The 16,818-nt window shown below is 67.3% G+C and carries 20 protein-coding genes; 9 read left to right on the top strand and 11 right to left on the bottom strand.

The window, feature by feature from the left end; all coding sequences use genetic code 11:
- The first annotated feature begins 6 nt into the window (after positions 1-6).
- From I8N54_RS03575 to I8N54_RS03560, 4 genes are all read left to right on the top strand, one after another.
- Positions 7-1,206 (top strand): toxic anion resistance protein, encoded by a 1,200-nt coding sequence (locus I8N54_RS03575; RefSeq protein ID WP_140193884.1) that lies wholly within the window; start codon positions 7-9, stop codon positions 1,204-1,206.
- The gene (locus I8N54_RS03570; RefSeq protein ID WP_140193885.1) at positions 1,206-2,177 is read left to right on the top strand and encodes a DUF2927 domain-containing protein; all 972 of its coding nucleotides are present in this window, start codon (positions 1,206-1,208) and stop codon (positions 2,175-2,177) included. The genes I8N54_RS03575 and I8N54_RS03570 overlap by 1 nt, the downstream gene beginning before the upstream one ends.
- A 141-nt stretch (positions 2,178-2,318) precedes the next feature.
- A complete protein-coding gene (locus tag I8N54_RS03565) occupies positions 2,319-3,455 on the top strand; it encodes an SPFH domain-containing protein (protein ID WP_140193886.1) in 1,137 nt (378 codons plus the stop codon).
- Positions 3,456-3,629: 174 nt separating this feature from the next.
- Complete coding sequence (locus I8N54_RS03560) at positions 3,630-4,070, top strand: globin domain-containing protein (protein ID WP_140193887.1); 441 nt, start codon at positions 3,630-3,632, stop codon at positions 4,068-4,070.
- 66 nt (positions 4,071-4,136) lie between these two features.
- Here the strand turns inward: I8N54_RS03560 and I8N54_RS03555 are convergent, their stop codons facing one another.
- Positions 4,137-4,679, bottom strand: coding sequence for a hypothetical protein (locus I8N54_RS03555; RefSeq protein WP_140193888.1), 543 nt, complete (start codon positions 4,677-4,679; stop codon positions 4,137-4,139).
- Between the two features lie 124 nt (positions 4,680-4,803).
- On the opposite strand from I8N54_RS03555, the gene I8N54_RS03550 reads away from it, so the two are divergent.
- The 3 genes from I8N54_RS03550 (at position 4,804) to dtd (ending at position 7,330) form a co-directional block, all read left to right on the top strand.
- A complete protein-coding gene (locus I8N54_RS03550; protein ID WP_140193889.1) occupies positions 4,804-5,889 on the top strand; it encodes a primosomal protein N' (replication factor Y) - superfamily II helicase in 1,086 nt (361 codons plus the stop codon).
- A gap of 92 nt (positions 5,890-5,981) precedes the next feature.
- Positions 5,982-6,896, top strand: coding sequence for a carbohydrate kinase family protein (locus I8N54_RS03545; protein ID WP_140193890.1), 915 nt, complete (start codon positions 5,982-5,984; stop codon positions 6,894-6,896).
- Entirely contained in the window at positions 6,893-7,330 is a 438-nt protein-coding gene (dtd, locus tag I8N54_RS03540) for a D-aminoacyl-tRNA deacylase (protein ID WP_140193891.1), read from the top strand. Before I8N54_RS03545 ends, dtd begins: the two co-directional genes overlap by 4 nt.
- A gap of 1 nt (position 7,331) precedes the next feature.
- Here dtd and I8N54_RS03535 read toward each other — a convergent pair whose 3' ends face one another.
- From I8N54_RS03535 to I8N54_RS03525, 3 genes are read right to left on the bottom strand one after another with little or no spacing between them, the layout of a single operon-like run.
- Positions 7,332-8,123 (bottom strand): metal ABC transporter permease, encoded by a 792-nt coding sequence (locus I8N54_RS03535; RefSeq protein ID WP_140193892.1) that lies wholly within the window; start codon positions 8,121-8,123, stop codon positions 7,332-7,334.
- Positions 8,124-8,876, bottom strand: a complete 753-nt coding sequence (locus I8N54_RS03530; RefSeq protein ID WP_140193893.1) for a metal ABC transporter ATP-binding protein — start codon at positions 8,874-8,876, stop codon at positions 8,124-8,126.
- A complete protein-coding gene (locus I8N54_RS03525) occupies positions 8,870-9,352 on the bottom strand; it encodes a helix-turn-helix domain-containing protein (RefSeq protein WP_140193894.1) in 483 nt (160 codons plus the stop codon). The genes I8N54_RS03530 and I8N54_RS03525 overlap by 7 nt, the downstream gene beginning before the upstream one ends.
- A gap of 80 nt (positions 9,353-9,432) precedes the next feature.
- Between I8N54_RS03525 and I8N54_RS03520 the strand changes: the two genes are divergently transcribed.
- Positions 9,433-10,437 carry a zinc ABC transporter substrate-binding protein gene (locus I8N54_RS03520; RefSeq protein WP_140193895.1) on the top strand — a complete coding sequence of 335 codons (1,005 nt, stop codon included), beginning with the start codon at positions 9,433-9,435 and terminating at the stop codon, positions 10,435-10,437.
- 85 nt (positions 10,438-10,522) lie between these two features.
- Here the strand turns inward: I8N54_RS03520 and I8N54_RS03515 are convergent, their stop codons facing one another.
- From I8N54_RS03515 to I8N54_RS03500, 4 genes are all read right to left on the bottom strand, one after another.
- Complete coding sequence (locus tag I8N54_RS03515; protein WP_140193896.1) at positions 10,523-11,080, bottom strand: fasciclin domain-containing protein; 558 nt, start codon at positions 11,078-11,080, stop codon at positions 10,523-10,525.
- Positions 11,081-11,214: 134 nt separating this feature from the next.
- A complete protein-coding gene (locus tag I8N54_RS03510) occupies positions 11,215-12,780 on the bottom strand; it encodes a trimethylamine methyltransferase family protein (RefSeq protein WP_140193897.1) in 1,566 nt (521 codons plus the stop codon).
- A 90-nt stretch (positions 12,781-12,870) separates the two neighbouring features.
- Complete coding sequence (locus tag I8N54_RS03505; RefSeq protein WP_140193898.1) at positions 12,871-13,569, bottom strand: HAD family hydrolase; 699 nt, start codon at positions 13,567-13,569, stop codon at positions 12,871-12,873.
- A gap of 35 nt (positions 13,570-13,604) precedes the next feature.
- A complete protein-coding gene (locus I8N54_RS03500) occupies positions 13,605-13,883 on the bottom strand; it encodes a DUF3572 domain-containing protein (RefSeq protein ID WP_140193899.1) in 279 nt (92 codons plus the stop codon).
- A 91-nt stretch (positions 13,884-13,974) separates the two neighbouring features.
- Between I8N54_RS03500 and I8N54_RS03495 the strand changes: the two genes are divergently transcribed.
- On the top strand, positions 13,975-15,375 hold the full coding sequence (locus I8N54_RS03495; protein ID WP_140193900.1) for a diguanylate cyclase: 1,401 nt from the start codon (positions 13,975-13,977) through the stop codon (positions 15,373-15,375).
- Positions 15,376-15,377: 2 nt separating this feature from the next.
- Here the strand turns inward: I8N54_RS03495 and I8N54_RS03490 are convergent, their stop codons facing one another.
- From I8N54_RS03490 to I8N54_RS03480, 3 genes are read right to left on the bottom strand one after another with little or no spacing between them, the layout of a single operon-like run.
- Positions 15,378-15,869 (bottom strand): periplasmic heavy metal sensor, encoded by a 492-nt coding sequence (locus tag I8N54_RS03490; protein ID WP_140193901.1) that lies wholly within the window; start codon positions 15,867-15,869, stop codon positions 15,378-15,380.
- A 1-nt stretch (position 15,870) separates the two neighbouring features.
- Entirely contained in the window at positions 15,871-16,221 is a 351-nt protein-coding gene (locus I8N54_RS03485) for a hypothetical protein (protein WP_140193902.1), read from the bottom strand.
- Complete coding sequence (locus I8N54_RS03480) at positions 16,214-16,789, bottom strand: RNA polymerase sigma factor (RefSeq protein ID WP_231592509.1); 576 nt, start codon at positions 16,787-16,789, stop codon at positions 16,214-16,216. Before I8N54_RS03480 ends, I8N54_RS03485 begins: the two co-directional genes overlap by 8 nt.
- Between the last annotated feature and the right edge of the window lie 29 nt (positions 16,790-16,818).

The following is a 16,818-nucleotide window of genomic DNA, read 5'->3' as shown; positions in this document are numbered from 1 at the left end:
ACGAGGATGTCCGAAACCACCGCAAACAACATGGCGAAGGCACAGACCGCCCTCGCCGACGTGGAGAAGGTGACCGCCGTGGTATTGCCAGAACCCAAGGGTGAGATGGTCGCGATCGACCAGGCCGACGAGACGACGACCGCCGAGATCAGGAAGCGGATCGACGAGATCGACATGACCGACACGAACTCGATCATCGCGTTCGGGTCCGGCGCACAGGCCGAGTTGCAGACGATTTCCCAGTCCATGCTTCAAGGCGTGAAGAACAAGGACGTCGGCCCGGCGGGTGACTCGCTGCGCGAGATCGTGACCACGATCCGGGGCTTCAACGTCTCCGAGCTCGACATGCGCCGCAAGCAGTCCTTCTGGGAGAAGCTGACCGGCAAGGTCGCCCCGGCGGCCAAGTTCGCCGCACGTTTCGAGACGGTGCAGGCCCAGATCGACAAGGTCACCGACGACCTGCTGCGTCACGAGCATACGCTGCTCAAGGACATCGAGAGCCTCGACATGCTCTACGAGAAGACGCTCGCCTTCTACGACGAGCTGGCGATCTACATCGCCGCCGGCGAGGCGAAGCTTGCCGAGCTGGACGAGACGACGATCCCCGCCAAGGAAGCCGAGGTTCAGGCCGCCCCCGAAGAGCAGGGTGTGATGAAGGCGCAGGAGCTGCGCGACCTGCGCGCCGCGCGCGACGATCTGGAACGCCGGGTGCACGACCTCAAGCTGACGCGGCAGGTGACGATGCAGTCGCTCCCCTCGATCCGGCTGGTGCAGGAGAACGACAAGTCGCTGGTCACCAAGATCAACTCGACCCTGATCAACACCGTGCCGCTGTGGGAAACACAGCTGGCGCAGGCCGTGACGATCCAGCGGTCCTCCGAAGCCGCGAGCGCCGTGCGCGAAGCGAACGACCTGACGAACGAGCTTCTGACCGCCAATGCCGAGAATTTGCGGCAGGCGAACCAGACGATCCGCACCGAGATGGAGCGCGGCGTCTTCGACATCGAGGCGATCAAGGCGGCCAACGCCAACCTCATCGCGACGATCAACGAGAGCCTCGAGATCGCCGACGAGGGCAAGCGCAAGCGGGCCGAGGCGGAAACCGAACTGCAGAAGATGGAGACCGAGTTGAAGGACACGCTTGCCTCTGCGAAGTCGAAGCAGACCGGACTCGGCGAAACTGTCGGACAATCCACGGGGGCTTGATGACCAGGATCATCGGCGCGACGGCGAAATACATCACGGCGGCGGCCTTCATCGGGCTGGCCGCCTGTTCCGACGCGCCGATCACGGAGGTGGCAGTCACGACGACTCCGCCGCCCGCGGCGCCCGTCACCTCGCCGCCGCCCGAAAGCCGGGAAACCGGCTTTTCGCAACGCAGCCAGGACCTGGCGCTCTATTACCAGCGGCTGCAGAACGACCTGACGTCGCGCGGCCTGCTGCGCACCGATGGCGGCGGACCGGACACGCCCTTCACCTCGACCATGCTGGCGCGCAACTTCGAGCAGATCGCGCTCTATGACGAGTATGTCTCGGAGAACGATCAGCTCAGGGCCCAGACCACGGAGAGCCGCCTGCGGCGGTGGGAAATCCCCGTGCGCTTCGGGGTCGAGTTCGGCGCCCGCGTGCCGGCGGACCAGCGCGCCGAGGACCGGGCGTCGGTGCAGAACTACGTCGGGCGGCTGGCACGGGCGACGGGCCACCAGATCAGCTACGACGAGGCGAACCCGAACTTCCACGTGCTGATCCTGACCGAAGACGACCGGCTGGAGAGTGCCGACCGTCTTCGCCAGCTGATCCCCGGCATCACCGAGGGGTCGATCCGCGCGTTCCAGACGCAATCCCGCGGGACGCTCTGCCTCGTGCTTGCGTTCAGCCAGGGCAACAGCGCGAGCTACACCCGCGCCGTGGCACTGATCCGGGCGGAACATCCCGACCTGCTGCGGCTGTCCTGCGTCCACGAGGAGCTGGCGCAGGGGCTCGGCCTCGCCAACGACAGCCCCGCCGCGCGGCCGTCGATCTTCAACGACGACGAGGAATTCGCCCTGCTGACCACGCAGGACGAGCTGATGCTGCGAATTCTTTACGACCGCCGGCTGCGGCCGGGCATGCTCGCCCCGGAGGCCGCGCCGATCGTGCGCACGATCGCCAACGAGCTGAAGGGCAGCTCCAGCTGAGACGCCGGGGGGCGCTGCCCCCCGGACCCCCCGGAGGTATTTCCGGCCAGATGAGAGAGCAGGTCAGGAATACGTGCAGTTGGCAAGGCGGCTGACCATGCCTACTGTCTTGGCGACAACATCGACACAGGAGCTCCGGGGATGGCTATTTTCGACTTTCTTTCCGGCCAATTCATCGACGTCATCCACTGGACGGACGACACCCGGGACACGATCGTCTGGCGGTTCGAGCGTCACGGCCATGAAATCAAGTACGGCGCCAAGCTGACGGTGCGGGAGGGGCAGTCCGCGGTCTTCATCCATGAGGGCCAGCTTGCGGACGTCTTCTCCCCCGGTCTCTACATGCTCGAGACCAACAACATGCCGATCATGACCTCGCTGCAGCACTGGGACCACGGGTTCCGGTCGCCCTTCAAGTCCGAGGTCTATTTCGTCTCCACCAACCGGTTCACCAACCTGAAGTGGGGCACCAAGAACCCGATCATGCTGCGCGATCCGGAGTTCGGGCCGATCCGCCTGCGCGCCTACGGGACCTACACGATCAAGGTGGTCGAGCCCGGCCTCTTCATGACCGAGATCGTCGGCACCGATGGCGAGTTCACCATGGACGAGGTGAGCTTCCAGATCCGCAACATCATCGTGCAGGAAGTATCGCGGGCCCTGGCCTCGTCCGGGATTCCGGCGCTCGACATGGCGGCGAACACCGCCGAGCTCGGCAAGCTGGTGGCGGAGTCGATCAGCGGCACGATCAAGCAGTACGGGCTGACCCTGCCCGAGCTCTATATCGAGAACATCTCGCTGCCGCCCGCCGTCGAGAAGGCGCTGGACGAGCGGACCTCACGCGGGATCGCCGGCAATCTCGACGATCACATGAAATGGAAGGCCGCCGAGGCGATGGGCAAGGGCGGCACCATGGGCGACGCGATGGGCGCGGGCATGGGGGCAGGCCTCGGCATGCAGATGGGCGGCATGATGATGAACCAGGGCGGCGCCGGACCCTGGGGCCAGCAGGTCCAGCCCGGTCCCGCGGCGGCCGCCCCCGCGCCGCCCCCGCCCCCCGTCGAGCATGTCTGGCACATCGCGGAGAACGGCCAGACGAAGGGTCCCTTTTCGAAGGCCGCGATGGGGCGCATGGCGACCGAGGGCAGCCTGACCCGAGATTCGCTGGTCTGGACCGCCGGTCAGGATGGCTGGATGCGGGCCGAGGACGTCAGCGAGCTGGCGCAGCTCTTCACCGTCATGCCGCCGCCGCCCCCTCCCCCGCCGCCGGGCGCCTGAGGTAGCGCTCGCCCGGTTTCACCGCTGCGCAGACGCGCAAGGCACCGGATCGTGGCAGCGGTCGACGGTTGGCGACCTGACGGACCCGGAGGCGCATTCCCGGATCGCCTCCCTGAGATTCGCACTTTCTAAATCTTTTCGGGGGATGCTGTCGGCGACCGTGAGAGGGCCGCCATGCTCGACCGAGACCAGAAAGTGCGTATCAACACCAGTTTCCAGGCTCTGCGCCTCGCGCCGGAACTGTTCTGCCGTGACTTCTATGAGCGATTGTTCCGGCAGGCACCCAGTGTGCGGCCGCTGTTTCCCGACGATCTCGACCGGCAGGCTGAGAAGCTTGCCTCGACATTGATGGTGGCGATCCGGTCGATCCACGACCTTGAGACGCTGCTGCCGGCCCTGCATGAGCTCGGGCGGCGCCACGCGAGCTATGGCGCGATGCCGGTTCACTACGATGTCGTCGGACTGGTCCTGATCCAGACGCTGGCAGAGCATGTGCCGGGCTGGTCCGGGGACGATGAGCGGGCGTGGTCGGCGCTCTACCGCGACCTCTCGGGCGCGATGCTGGCCGGCAATTCGGAGGAGAGTGCCAGGTGCGACACGAAAAAAGCGGGGTGATCGTCCGGTCGCTCAAAAAGCGACGCGGCAGGCCGACCTTGATTGAACGACTGGACTTGCCCCGTCTTACCGGCCGCTTTTCATCATGAGCACTGCGCCCGGACAGGCGTTGGCGGGCAACGCCAAGCCGTCGTCGCGAACCGCCGGGAACGGCGCGGTCGGATCGACTTGAGAGGCGACGACCAGTTCGTTGTCGACGCAGATGTCCTGGGCATAATTGCCGAGGTTGAAGCCAAAGCCGTCGACTCCGCAGTCGTTTCCGGTGCCGTTCATGTTCCAGCCCTGCGTTACCGCCGTCTCGGAGTTCGGCAAGGTGAAGCTCTCGCTCGCCACGTCGAATTCGAGATACCAGGTCGTCTCGGGCAGAAGTTCCGCCAGGCCCCATGTGCCGATCGGCGCGCCCTCGTGCGTGCCGGAGATCGCGAAGCAATCCAGATCGTCATGCGTGATCCGCTCGCGCGTGGACAACAGCGTCGCGTCGAAGGACATCACGCCGTCCATCCGGTAGCCGTCGGAGCCGGCCCACTTGAACTTGTAGGTCGCCGTATCGGCCGCCGCCGCGAGGGGCAGCATCGCCAACGCGACAAGGGTGAGATGAAAGCGGGGCACCGTGCCTCCTCCGTCCGGTCCGGGTCGGTTGCCAAATACCATGCCGTCGGCGGCACTTGCAGGCTTTTCTTTCCCGTTCGAGGCAATAGGGTGGCCGGCGTCTGAAACGGGGGACGATCCGGACATGGCCGAGGAACATCATTTTCCGTGCGATACCTGCGGCGGGGACATGCGGTTCGATCCCGGCGACAACCGGATGATCTGCGACCATTGCGGCGCGACCCAACCGATCGAGGAAGACGGCCCCTGGGCGGGCGGATCGATCCGGGAGCTCGATTTCGAGGCGGCGCTGCGCGGTCAGGTCGATGCCGCCGACATCGAAGAGACGCGCACCGTCAAATGCCCGAACTGCGGCGCCGAGGTCGAGTTCGAGGAGGCGACGCACGCCACCGAATGCCCCTTCTGCGCGACGCCCGTCGTCACCGGCACCGGCACCAGCCGCCACATCAAGCCGCGCGGCCTCCTGCCGTTCGGGCTGGAAGAGGAACAGGCCCGCGACGAGATGACGAAGTGGCTGGGCCGGCTCTGGTTCGCGCCGAACGGGCTCAAGCAATATGCCCGCAAGGGCCGGAAACTGAACGGGATCTACGTCCCCTACTGGACATTCGATGCCGACACGACCAGCCGCTACACCGGCCAGCGGGGCGAGGATTACTACGTCACCCGCACCGTCACGCGCGGTGGCGAGAGGAAGACGATCCGCGAGCGGAAGACGCGGTGGTACAGCGCCGCCGGACAGGTCGCGCGGTTCTTCGACGATGTGCTGGTGCTGGCCTCGCGCTCGCTGCCGAAAAGCTACACCGACGGGCTCGCCCCGTGGGACCTGTCCGAGCTCGAACCCTACAAACCGGAGTTCCTCGCCGGGTTCCGGGCCGAGGCGTACCAGGTCGAGCTGGACGAGGGCTTTGCCGAGGCGCGCGACTACATGGACCGGATGATCCTGCGCGACGTGAAGTACGACATCGGTGGCGACCGCCAGCGGGTGCATGACATCTCGACGGACGTGCGGGACGTGACCTTCAAGCACATCCTGCTGCCGGTCTGGATGGCCGCCTACCGCTACAACGGCAAGAGCTACCGCTTCGTCGTCAACGGCCGTACCGGCAAGGTGCAGGGCGAGCGGCCCTACTCCGCGTGGAAGATCGCGTTCGCTGTGATCCTCGGGCTGATCGTCGCCGCCGGGGTGGGGTATCTCTACGCCAACGGCTAGGCCCGCGTTCAACTTCCGGTCGCAGTCTTCTTGCGCCCGACCGCTCCGGAGGCCATTGTCCGCGCGCGACCTGAACGACAAGGAACCATCCGATGATCCTGGCCTGTGGCGAAGCCCTTATCGACATGCTGCCGCGGCAGACCGACGCCGGCGACTCCGCGTTTCTGCCCGCCCCCGGCGGTGCCGTCTTCAACACGGCGGTCGCGCTCGGCCGTCTCGGCGCGCCGACGAGCTTCTTTTCAGGCATTTCGAGCGACTTCTTCGGTGAGATACTGCTGCGCTCGCTCTCGGAAAGCGGCGTCGATTCCTCCCCCGCCGTGATCTCGGACCGGCCGTCGACGCTGGCCTTCGTGCGGCTGACGAACGGCAACGCGCAATACCTTTTCTACGATGACAACACCGCCGGGCGTATGCTGTCGGAGGCCGACCTGCCCGAAGTCACGCAGCGCGCGCTGTTCTTCGGTGGCATCTCCCTCGCGGTCGAGCCCTGCGGCAGCGCCTACGAAGCGCTGATGCTGCGCGAAGCGCCGCGCGCCGTGACGATGATCGACCCCAACATCCGCCCCGGCTTCATCAAGGATGAGCAAGCCTACCGGGGCCGGCTGAAGCGGATGTTGAAGGCCGCAGACATCGTGAAGATGTCCGAGGAAGACCTGCACTGGCTGGAGGGCGACGGCGAAATCAGTCGGCTGGCCTCACGCCTGCTGGGGATGGGACCGAACCTCGTGCTCATCACGCGCGGCGAGCATGGCGTGACGGGCTATTCCATCGACCACGTGATCGACGTGCCCGCCACCAAGGCCGAGGTCGTCGATACGGTCGGGGCCGGCGACACGTTCAACGCGGGCGTTCTGGCCAGCCTTCACGCGCGCGGCGGCCTGACCAAGCAGCGGATCGCCAACCTCGACGAAGAAACCTTTCGCGCTGCGCTGGAGCTTGGTGCGAAGGCGGCGGCTGTCACCGTGTCGCGCGCCGGGGCGAACCCGCCCTGGGCCTCGGAACTGTGAGGGCGCTGCTCCAGCGGGTCACCCGGGCCTCTGTCACCGTCGGGGGAGAGCGGATCGCCGAGATCGGTCCGGGCCTCCTGATCCTCGCCTGCGCGATGCAGGGCGATGGCGATGACCTGCCCGCCAAGCTGGCCGGCAAGATTGCGAAGATGCGGATTTTCGAGGACGAGGCGGGCAAGATGAACCGCTCGCTGCTCGACACCGGGGGCGAGGCGCTTGTCGTCAGCCAGTTCACGCTTGCCGCCGACACGAGCCGGGGCAACCGGCCCGGCTTTTCCACCGCCGCGCCACCGGCGGAGGCAGAGCGGCTCTACCTCGCGCTGGCCGAGGAACTGCGCAAGCTGGGTCCCGAAGTCCAGACCGGACGGTTCGGGGCGGACATGAAGGTCGAGTTGCTGAACGACGGGCCGGTGACCATCTGGCTCGACCTCTGAGCTAGCGCGGCTTCAGCGCGCCCACGACCGACGCGACGGCGAAGAGACCGGCGGCGAGGCAGACGATGCTCGGCCCCACCGGCGTGTCGAACTGAAGCGCGAGCCACAGCCCGCCGAGCGCCGATATTACCCCGAAGCCGGCCGCGAGGGCCGCCATTCCTTCGGGTGTGCGGGTCAGGCCCCGGGCGGCGGCGGAGGGGATGATGAGCAGCGCCGTAATGAGCAGCGCGCCGACCACCTTGAGCGCCACCGCCACCATCAGCGCCATCAGCAGGATCAGCACCAGCCCCTCGCGTCGGGCGTCGATGCCGGCGGCCTGGGCAAAATCCGGGCTGAGGGTGGAGGCGAGGAGCGCCGACCATCGCCACACCAGGACCGCGACGACGACCGCGCCACCGGTCCAGATCACCGCGAGGTCGCCGCGCGACACCGTCAGAACGTCGCCGAACAGGTAGGCGTCGAGGTCGACCCGCGTCCCCGGCACCAGCGACACGGCGAGCAGACCGGCGGCGAGGCCCCCGTGGGCGAGGACGCCGAGCGCGCTTCCCGTCTCCTGTCCCTGCCCTTCCAGCAGGTGCAGCGCGAGCCCCATGACCAGCGCGACCGCGACCACCCCCCAGACGACCGACACCGACATGGCGAGCGAGAGCGCCACGCCGAGCACGGCGGCATGGGATGTCGCCTCACCGAAATAGGTCATCCGTCGCCAGACGACGAAGCAGCCGACGAGGCCGGCAGGCACCGCCACGCCGAGCGCGGCAAGCGCGGCCCGCACCAGAAAGTCGTCCAGCATTCAGCCCGGCGTCCCGTGATGGTGGGCGTGGTCATGGTCGTGCGTATGATCGTGATCATGATCATGCTCGTGCCGGTAGAGCGCGAGCGCGCCGCCGGTGCCCGTCCCGAACAGCTCGCGCCACGCCGGGGCGGCGGTCACCGTCTCCGGCGTGCCTTCGCAGCAGACGTGGCCGTTCAGGCAGACGACGCGTGTGCTGGCGCTCATCACGACGTGCAGCTCGTGGCTGACCATCAGGACCCCACAGCCGAGTTCGTCCCGCACCGCCTCGATCTGGCGGTAGAAGTCGGCGGAGCCGGACTGGTCGAGGCCCTGTGTCGCCTCGTCGAGGATCAGGAGTTCCGGCTTCATCAACAGCGCCCGCGCCAGCAGGACGCGCTGGAACTGACCGCCGGAGAGCCTCGCCATCTGCTGCTTGGCGAAACTGCTGGCGCCGGACCTCTCGAGCGCCCGCTCGGCCTCCGCGCGGGACACCCGGTGCGGCAGATCGAGGAAACGCCGAACCGTCAGCGGCAGCGTGGAGTCGACATGCAGCTTCTGGGGGACATAGCCGATCCGCAGGCCGGGCTTGCGCTCGATCTTGCCCGCGCTCGGCGGCACTGCCCCGATGAGCGCGCGCAGCAGCGTGGTCTTGCCGGAGCCGTTGGGCCCGACCAGTGTCACGATCTCGCGCGGGGCGACCTGGATGTCGACGTGACTGAGGACCTCGCGGCCACCCTGCCGGACGCTGAGGCCCCTGGCCTCGATCAGCATGCCGGCGTGGCCTCTGTCTGACAGGCGGGGCAAAGACCCTCTGCCTCGATCACCGTGCGCTCAACCGCGAAACCGGAGGCCCGGGCGGCAGGGACCAGCGGCGCGGACATCTTCGCCTCGGCGACGGTGCCGCAGGCGCGGCAGATCATGAATGCGGCCTCGTGCCGGCGCCCCGGTTCGGAGCAGGCGACGAAGGCGTTCAATCGTTCGATCCGGTGCGCGAAGCCCTGCTCGACCAGAAACGACAGCGCGCGATAGGCGACCGGCGGCTTGGAGCCGAGACCCTCGGCCTCCAGCCGGGCGAGCACATCGTACGCGCCGAGCGCTTCGTGGTCTTCGAGGAGGATCTCGAGCACGCGACGCCGCACGGGGGTGAACTGCACCTTGCGCGCGGCACAGATTTCTTCTGCCGAGGCGAGCGCCGTGCTGACGCAGTTGTCGTGATCGTGGCTCTGGAATCCGACGGCTTCCGTCATGGTCCGCTTCCGATGACTTGTTACGTTATAACATTTCAAGTATAGCCCTTCGCGACCCTGACAACAAGAAGACCAGCCCGATGATTCGCAGAACGACCACCATCAGCCTAGTACTCGCCGCAACCTCCGCATCGGCCGAGGTGCCCCGCGTGATGACTGACATCGCGCCGGTTCACAGCCTTGTCGCACGCGTGATGGAGGGCGTCGGCGAACCCGAGGTCCTGCTGCCGCCCGGGGCCTCGCCGCACGACTATTCCTTCCGGCCGTCGGATGCGCGACGGCTGTCCGATGCCGACCTCGTCGTCTGGATGGGCGAAGGGCTGGAGCCCTGGCTCGCCGACCCGATAGAGACGCTTGGCAGCGGCGCGACGCTCGAATTGCTGGAGACGGACGGCTGGCCGAAGCGGGAATTGTCGGACGCGCATGACCATGGTGTCGACGGCGATGACCACGACCACGACCACGACGAGCATGATCACGCGGACGAGGCGCATGACGATCATGACCACGAGGGCGAGGATCACGAGGACCATGACACGCACGCCGGACACGGCCACGATCACGGGGACTTCGACCCACACGCCTGGCTCGACCCGTTCAACGCGGGCGTCTGGCTGACCCACATCGCCGAGGCCCTTTCCGAGGCGGACCCCGAGAACGCACAAACCTATGCCGAGAATGCCGAAGCGGCGCAGGACGACCTCGCTTCACTCATCAGCGAGATCACCGCACAGCTCGGCGACCCCGGAGACGCGACCTTCGCGGTCGGCCACGATGCCTACGGCTATTTCTTCGACCGGTTCGAGCTGACGATGTCCGGCGCGGTCACGCTGTCCGACGCACAGGCGCCCGGCCCGGCGCGGATCGCTGCCCTGAAAGAACAGTTCGCTGAAGATGGCACGCGCTGCATCCTCGTCGATCCGCAGTCCGGCGCGGAATGGCCCGCGCTGACGATCGAGGGGACGGACATCGCCGTGAAGGAAGTCGATCCGCTCGGCGGCGGCATCGAGACGGGCCCGGATTTCTACCCGGCACTTCTGCGGGACATGGCCGGCAAGCTGGCCGACTGCCTGACCGAGGAATGAGGCCCTGAAACGAATGGGGGCCGCCCCGAAGGACGACCCCCACCCGACTGCAACGGACGGTTGCGGTACTCGTTAACTACGAAGTTCAGCCCGCCTGGCCGGCCGGCAGAAGAACCGTGTCGATCACGTGGATGACGCCGTTCGACTGGTCCACGTCGGCGATGGTGACGGTCGCGGTGCGGCCGTTTTCATCCGTCAGCGTGATTTCGTCGCCGTTCATCTGCGCCTGCAGGGTGCAGCCGCCAACGGTCGGGACGGGGTGCATGCCGCCGTCATCCGAGATCATGCCCATGATGGCGTCCGACATCGCGTCGGCGGCAACCACGTGGCAGGTCAGGATCTGGGCCAGCTGGTCCTTGTTTTCGTCCATCATCAGCTGCTCGATGGCCGAGGCGTCGAGCTTGGCGAACGCGTCATCGGTCGGCGCGAAGACGGTGAACGGGCCGGGGCCCTGCAGCGTCTCGACGAGGCCGGCTTGGGCGACGGCGGCGACGAGCGTGGTGTGGATCGGCGAGTTCATCGCGTTCTCGACGATGTTCATGTCAGCCATCATCGGCGCGCCGCCAACGGTGGGGTTGTCCTGAGCGATGGCACCAGTGGCGAAAAGGGCGGCTGCGGCGGTGGCAAGAATCTTGGTCTTCATGTCTGTCTCTCTCCTGTTATCGGCAGCTTCATCTGCCGGATATGTGCGCAACCACGCAGCCCGTCGCAGGGGAGTTTCAGAAGAAAGTTAGACGTTTCAGCCGATCACGGAAGCGTGAACAGCCCGCCCGGGGATCAGAAGTCGGTGGGGGCGCCGCCTTCGGCCGTCCGGCGCTCGACGAAGTCGGCCAGCGCCTCGGCCCGGTCCTCGGCCATGGGGGGCGGCTCGAACGTGTCGACGATCTGTCGGAACAGGCCGTGCGCCCGTTCTGCGGTCCAGGTCCCACCCGCCGCCTGCCAGGCCTCGAAGTTGCGCCAGTCGCTGGCGAAGGGCTGATAGAAGGCCTCCTCGTAGCGGTCCTGCGTGTGGTCGATGCCGAAGTAATGGCCGCGCGGGCCGACTTCACGGATCGCCTCCAGCGCGATGTCATCGGGCGTCGTGGCGGTCAGCGCGGGCTCCATGTAGCGCTGGATCATCTGGATCACTTCGCAATCCATGACGAACTTCTCGGGGCTCGCGACGAGCCCCCCCTCCAGCCAGCCGGCGGCGTGATAGACCATGTGGGTGCCGGACTGGACCGCCGCCCACAGTGAATTCGACGTCTCCCACATCGCCTGTCCGTCGGGAACGTTCGCCGCGCATGCCCCGGAGGAGCGGAGCGGCAGACCGTAGAACCGCGCCATCTGCCCGGTCATCTGCGTGGCGCGCATGTATTCGGGCGTGCCGAAGGCAGGCGCGCCGGACTTCATGTCGACGTTGCTGGTGAAGGTGCCGAAGACGCAGGGACAGCCCGGCGCGACGTATTGGAACAACGCAATGGCCGACAGCGCCTCGGCAATCGAGAGGGCCACAGCCCCCGCCATGGTCACCGGCGCCATCGCCCCGGCGAGCGTGAAGGGCGAGACCATCACGGCCTGCCCCCGCCGCGCCAGCCGCAGACAGCCGTCGATCATCAGCAGGTCGTGCTTCAGCGGCGAGGTGGAGTTGATGTTGGTGTACATGCGGGGCTGGGCGCGAAACTCCTCCTCGCTCAGGCCGGCGGCGAGTTTCACCATCTCCATCACGTCTTCGACCCGCTCCTTGCCGAGCGAATAGGCGTGCACGACCTTGTCGGTGATCCGGAGCTTGTCGTGCAACACGTCGAGGTGGCGGACCGAAGGGTGGATGTCCGACGGCTCCACCGGGTAGCCGCCGACGAAGTGGATGCAGTCGAAGAACTGCGACAGCTTCAGCAGGTCCGCGCATTGCGCGCGGGTCCCCGACACTTTCCGGCCGAGCGACAGGTCGAAGTAGTTCGGCGGTGAGCTGACGTTGCCGAACAACAGGTTTCTGCCACCGACGTCGATGCGCCGCGCCTCGTTCCTCGGCGTGATCGAGAATTCCGACGGGGCGCGGGCGAGCATCTCCATCACCCAGTCCCGGCCCATCCGGACATTGGCGTCGGTGACCGTCGCACCGGCCTCGCGGAAGAGCTGCAGCGCCTCGTCGTTCAGGAACTCGATGCCGATCTCTTCGAGGATGCGCATCGCGCCGTCGTGGATCGCGGCGATCCCCTCCTCGTCGAGCGGTTCGGTCGGACGGTCGGTGTTCTGCGAGATCCGCCACGGCATCTGCCGGAAGAGCTGTGTGCCGCGGCGCGCCGCGTTGCCTGCCCTGCCGCCCGAGCGGCGGCGGTTCCTGCCGTTGTCGTTCCCGTCCATGCGCGTCTCCTGGTCCTTGCGACCATTCTGCGACGTGCGGCAGCGGGCCGGACCCGTCGAATGCGACGCGACCTGTCGTTTCGGGGCGCCTCAGCCCGCCTTGCGCGCCTCCAGCCACGCGGGAAGATCGCGGATCGACTCGATCACGTCGTCGCAATGCGGGGCGAGGTCGGCATATTCCGCAGGGCCGGTCAGGACGCCAAGGCAGACCATCCCGGCCTGACGCGCGGCGATCATGTCGTGGCTGCTGTCACCGATCATCACGCAGGCATCCGGTGCGCATCCCGTTTGCTCGCAGAAGGCGAGCAGCTGACCCGGCCCCGGTTTCGCGCCGAAGCCGCTGTCGGCCCCCGCCACGAAGTCGAACAGGTCGAGCACGGCGGACCGCTCAAGGTGTTCGCGTGCCGGATATTCGGAATCGTTGGTCGCGATGCCGATCGCGTAGCCATTCCGGCGCAGATCGCCCATCAGTGCGGGCAGATCACAGACCGGCAGCTGTTCGACCTTTGCCCCGGACGCGCGCAGCACCTCGCCCATCTCGGCCGGGCCCATGTCGAGGAACGGCGCCATCAGCGCGGCGACCTCGTCGACGGTGCCGGCGATCACGGGACTGTCCTTGCGGAACCGGCAGCGGTCGGTGTCGAAGGAGACGACTTCGGCCAGTGTCTCCACCAGCACCGGGTCGCCGCCGGAGACCTCGTGCAGCAGCCGCAGCATCCAGCCCGACCACGTCGCGTTGAAATCATAGAGCGTGCCGTCCTTGTCGAAGACGATCCCGTCGATCTCCATCTTCGCGTCCCCCTGCCGTCCCGGACGGTCTTTCTTCAGGTCCAGTGAACCGACTCGGCGCCGGGCAGCGCGTAACGCGCCCTGAGCGGCGTTTCGTAATCGAGGCCGTTGGCATCGCAGCAGGCCCGCACCCAGTCGTCGTCCATCGTCACGAATTCGAGGACGGACGCAAGGAACGCCGGATCGCCCGCCTGCGCGCGCAGATCGTCCGCGGAGGCCCCGGTGCTGCCGAGGAACACGCCGCACAACTCCTCGTCACTCGCCAGCCAGCCGAGTGCCATCAGCGCCACGGCTTCGGCCCGTTCAGGAGACATTCCGCGCTCCGCCATTCTTCACAACCCTTTCTTAACCAATAGGAACCAACCTGCCCGGCACGAGCATAATCCAATCGGAAAAGGATGCGATATGACGGCCCGAATTCTTGTAGTCGACGGCACGGCTACCAATCGCATTCTCCTGAAGGTCCGGCTCACCTCGGCGAACTACCACGTCTATCTCGCCACCGGAATCGCAGAAGCGCGGGCGATGGTATCGGCCACCGTGCCCGACCTCGTGGTCATGGACCTCGGCAACGAACCGCGTGGGGCGCTGGCACTCTTCGACGACCTGAAACGTAGCCTCGCGACCCGGATGACGCGCATCATCGCGATCGGCCAGAACTGCGGCCCGGATGAACGGCTCGCCGCCCTCGCGGCCGGGGCGGACGAGGTTCTGTCGAAACCAGTGAACGAGATCCTGCTCCTTGCCCGGATCCGGTCGCTCCTGCGCGAACGGGACGCCGACAACGAGCTTCGCCTGCGCGAGGACACGTCCCGCGCGCTCGGCCTGTGCGATCCACCCGCCGATTACCTGCGCAATGCCCGCGTCGCGATGATCGTGCCCAAGAGCCCGCTCGGCGTGATCCGGTCCCGCGCCGTGGCCAAGTCCCTGCCCGGCGGCTGCACCGTCATCGAACCGCACGAGGCGCTCGGCCCCGGCGACCACAAGCGCGGTTACGACCTGTTCGTGATCGACGCGAGCTGCATCGAGGCCGACCGCGCCTCCAACGAGGTGTTCCGCCTCGTGACCGAACTCCGCTCCCGGTCCGAGACGCGGCATGCCGCGCAGCTCGTCATCCTGCCCAAGGGATCGGAGGGGCTGGCGGCGATGGTGCTCGACCTCGGGGCGAACGATCTTGTCACCTACGAAGTCGGGATGCGGGAGCTTGCGCACCGCTGCCGCACCCTGCTGGCGCGCAAGCGCCGCAACGACCGGATGCGTGCGACCCTGCGCAACGGGCTGCGCGCCGCCGTCACCGACCCGCTGACCGGGCTCTACAACCGGCGCTACGCGCTGTCCCACATGCAGCACATGGCCGAGAACGCATCGACCCGGAACCGACCGTTCGCGGTGATGGTGCTCGACATCGACCACTTCAAGGCGATCAACGACCAGTGGGGACATACCGCCGGGGACGCCATCCTCGTCGAAGTGTCGCGCCGGCTGGCAGAGAATGCCCGGACCCACGACCTCGTCGCGCGGATCGGCGGAGAGGAGTTCGTGATCGCCATGCCCGACGCCAGCGTGCGCGTGGCGCGGATGGCCGCGACGCGGCTTTGCCGCCTGATCGAGGAAGTGCCGTTCGCCCTGCCCGGCACCAGCCGCGCGATCAGCGTCACCGTCTCGATCGGGATCACGATGGGCGGCGACCATGACGCGGATGTCGGGATCGAAAATCTCGTGGGCCGTGCGGATGCCGCGCTTTATGCCGCCAAGAACGCGGGGCGGAATACGATCTCCTTCTCGGCGTCCGCGTCCGCTGCCTGACCTCAGTCGCCGCGCGCGCCGTCCGGCTTGCCCGGCCCGCGACGGTCCATCGACTGCTCCAGCCGGTCGGCGAAGGCCGCGCGCTCGTCCGGGTTCAGCCCGGCGATGAACTCCACCGTCTCGGTCTGAACGGCCTCGAATAGGCCGGAGAAGCGGCGACGCTGGCGTTCCATCGCCTCGATGAGCGCCGCTTCGTCGAAGGGCTCGGCCCGCAGCAGGACCAGAAGCTCCCCGCTGAATTGCCGGAAGTCGCGCCGCGACGGCAGCTCCAGATCGTCGCGCGCGCGCAGCCCCTGAAGGATCGCACGGCGGTCGGCCGGTTCGAACGCCTGCCCGACGGGGCCGAGCGCCATGTCGAACCGGGGCGGGCCGAACTTCGGCCCACCGACGAGACGCCCGACGATCACGCCGACGACGAGGAGGTTCAGCGCGAGCGACAGCACGAAGATCACCCGGACGAAGCGGTTGGGCCTGCGGGGGGGCGGCATTGACATGTCAGCCCTCCTCCGTCTCGAAGAGCGCCGCCGTCGGATCGAACGACACGGTCATCGTTTCGCCAAGCACGCTGTCCGTGAAGTCCGCGATACCCGCCGGGGACGCGATCCCGATCCAGAGCCCCGCGACAGTCGCGGCGGCCAGACCGCCAAACCCCGCCCAGCCACCGATGCCGGCCCAGATCGTGCCGATCGCGCCCCGCGACGGCGGTGCTTCCATTCGGCGCGGCATCTCCGCGGCGGCATCCGCGCTCAGCCGGGCGAGGAAGGCCTCGCCGGCATCCATCGTTCCGCGCTCCCGCGTCGTGTCGAACAGCGCGTCGAGCTGTCGGTCGTTCAAAGGCTCAGTCATCGGTGAACCCCAGTTCATCCTTGCGTCCGGCGAGGATCGCCGCGAGCGTCCGTTTTCCGCGGGCGGTCAGACTTTCGACCGCCTCGATTCCGATGTCCATGATCCCTGCGATCTCGGGGTTGGACAGTCCCTCGAGATGCCTCAGCGCCACGGCCTGCGCCTGCCGCTCCGGCAGATCGGCGAGCGCGTTGCGCAGCGCCGCCATCCGGGCTTCCGCCTGCAGATCCTCCGCAACTGAGGGTCGCCCGCTTTCGGGCTCCGCCACCGCGTCGATACTCACGTCGCGCCGCCGCCGGGATCGGAGCCGGTCGGTGCAGAGATTGGCAACCACCCGGTAAAGCCAGGTAGAGACCTTCGCCTCCCCCGTGCGCCAGTCCGGCGCCTGCCGCCAGAGCCGGACCATCGCCTCCTGCACGATGTCCTCGGCCTCCGACCGGTCGCCGAGCATCCGGTTCGCCTGTGTCAGCGACCGGGGTGCAAGGCGTGCCATCAGGACGCGGGCGGCCGAAAGGTCGCCCGAGGCATAGGCCGCCAGCAGCGCCGCGTCTTCGTCCTCGGCTCCGTCCACAGCTTCTATCGAACCCTGGTACAACACTC

The organism is Pelagovum pacificum (assembly GCF_016134045.1).
Taxonomy (GTDB): Bacteria; Pseudomonadota; Alphaproteobacteria; order Rhodobacterales; family Rhodobacteraceae; genus Oceanicola; species Oceanicola pacificus_A.
The sequence above is the reverse complement of the archived record's forward strand: the minus strand, read 5'-3'. Positions and strand labels throughout refer to the sequence as shown.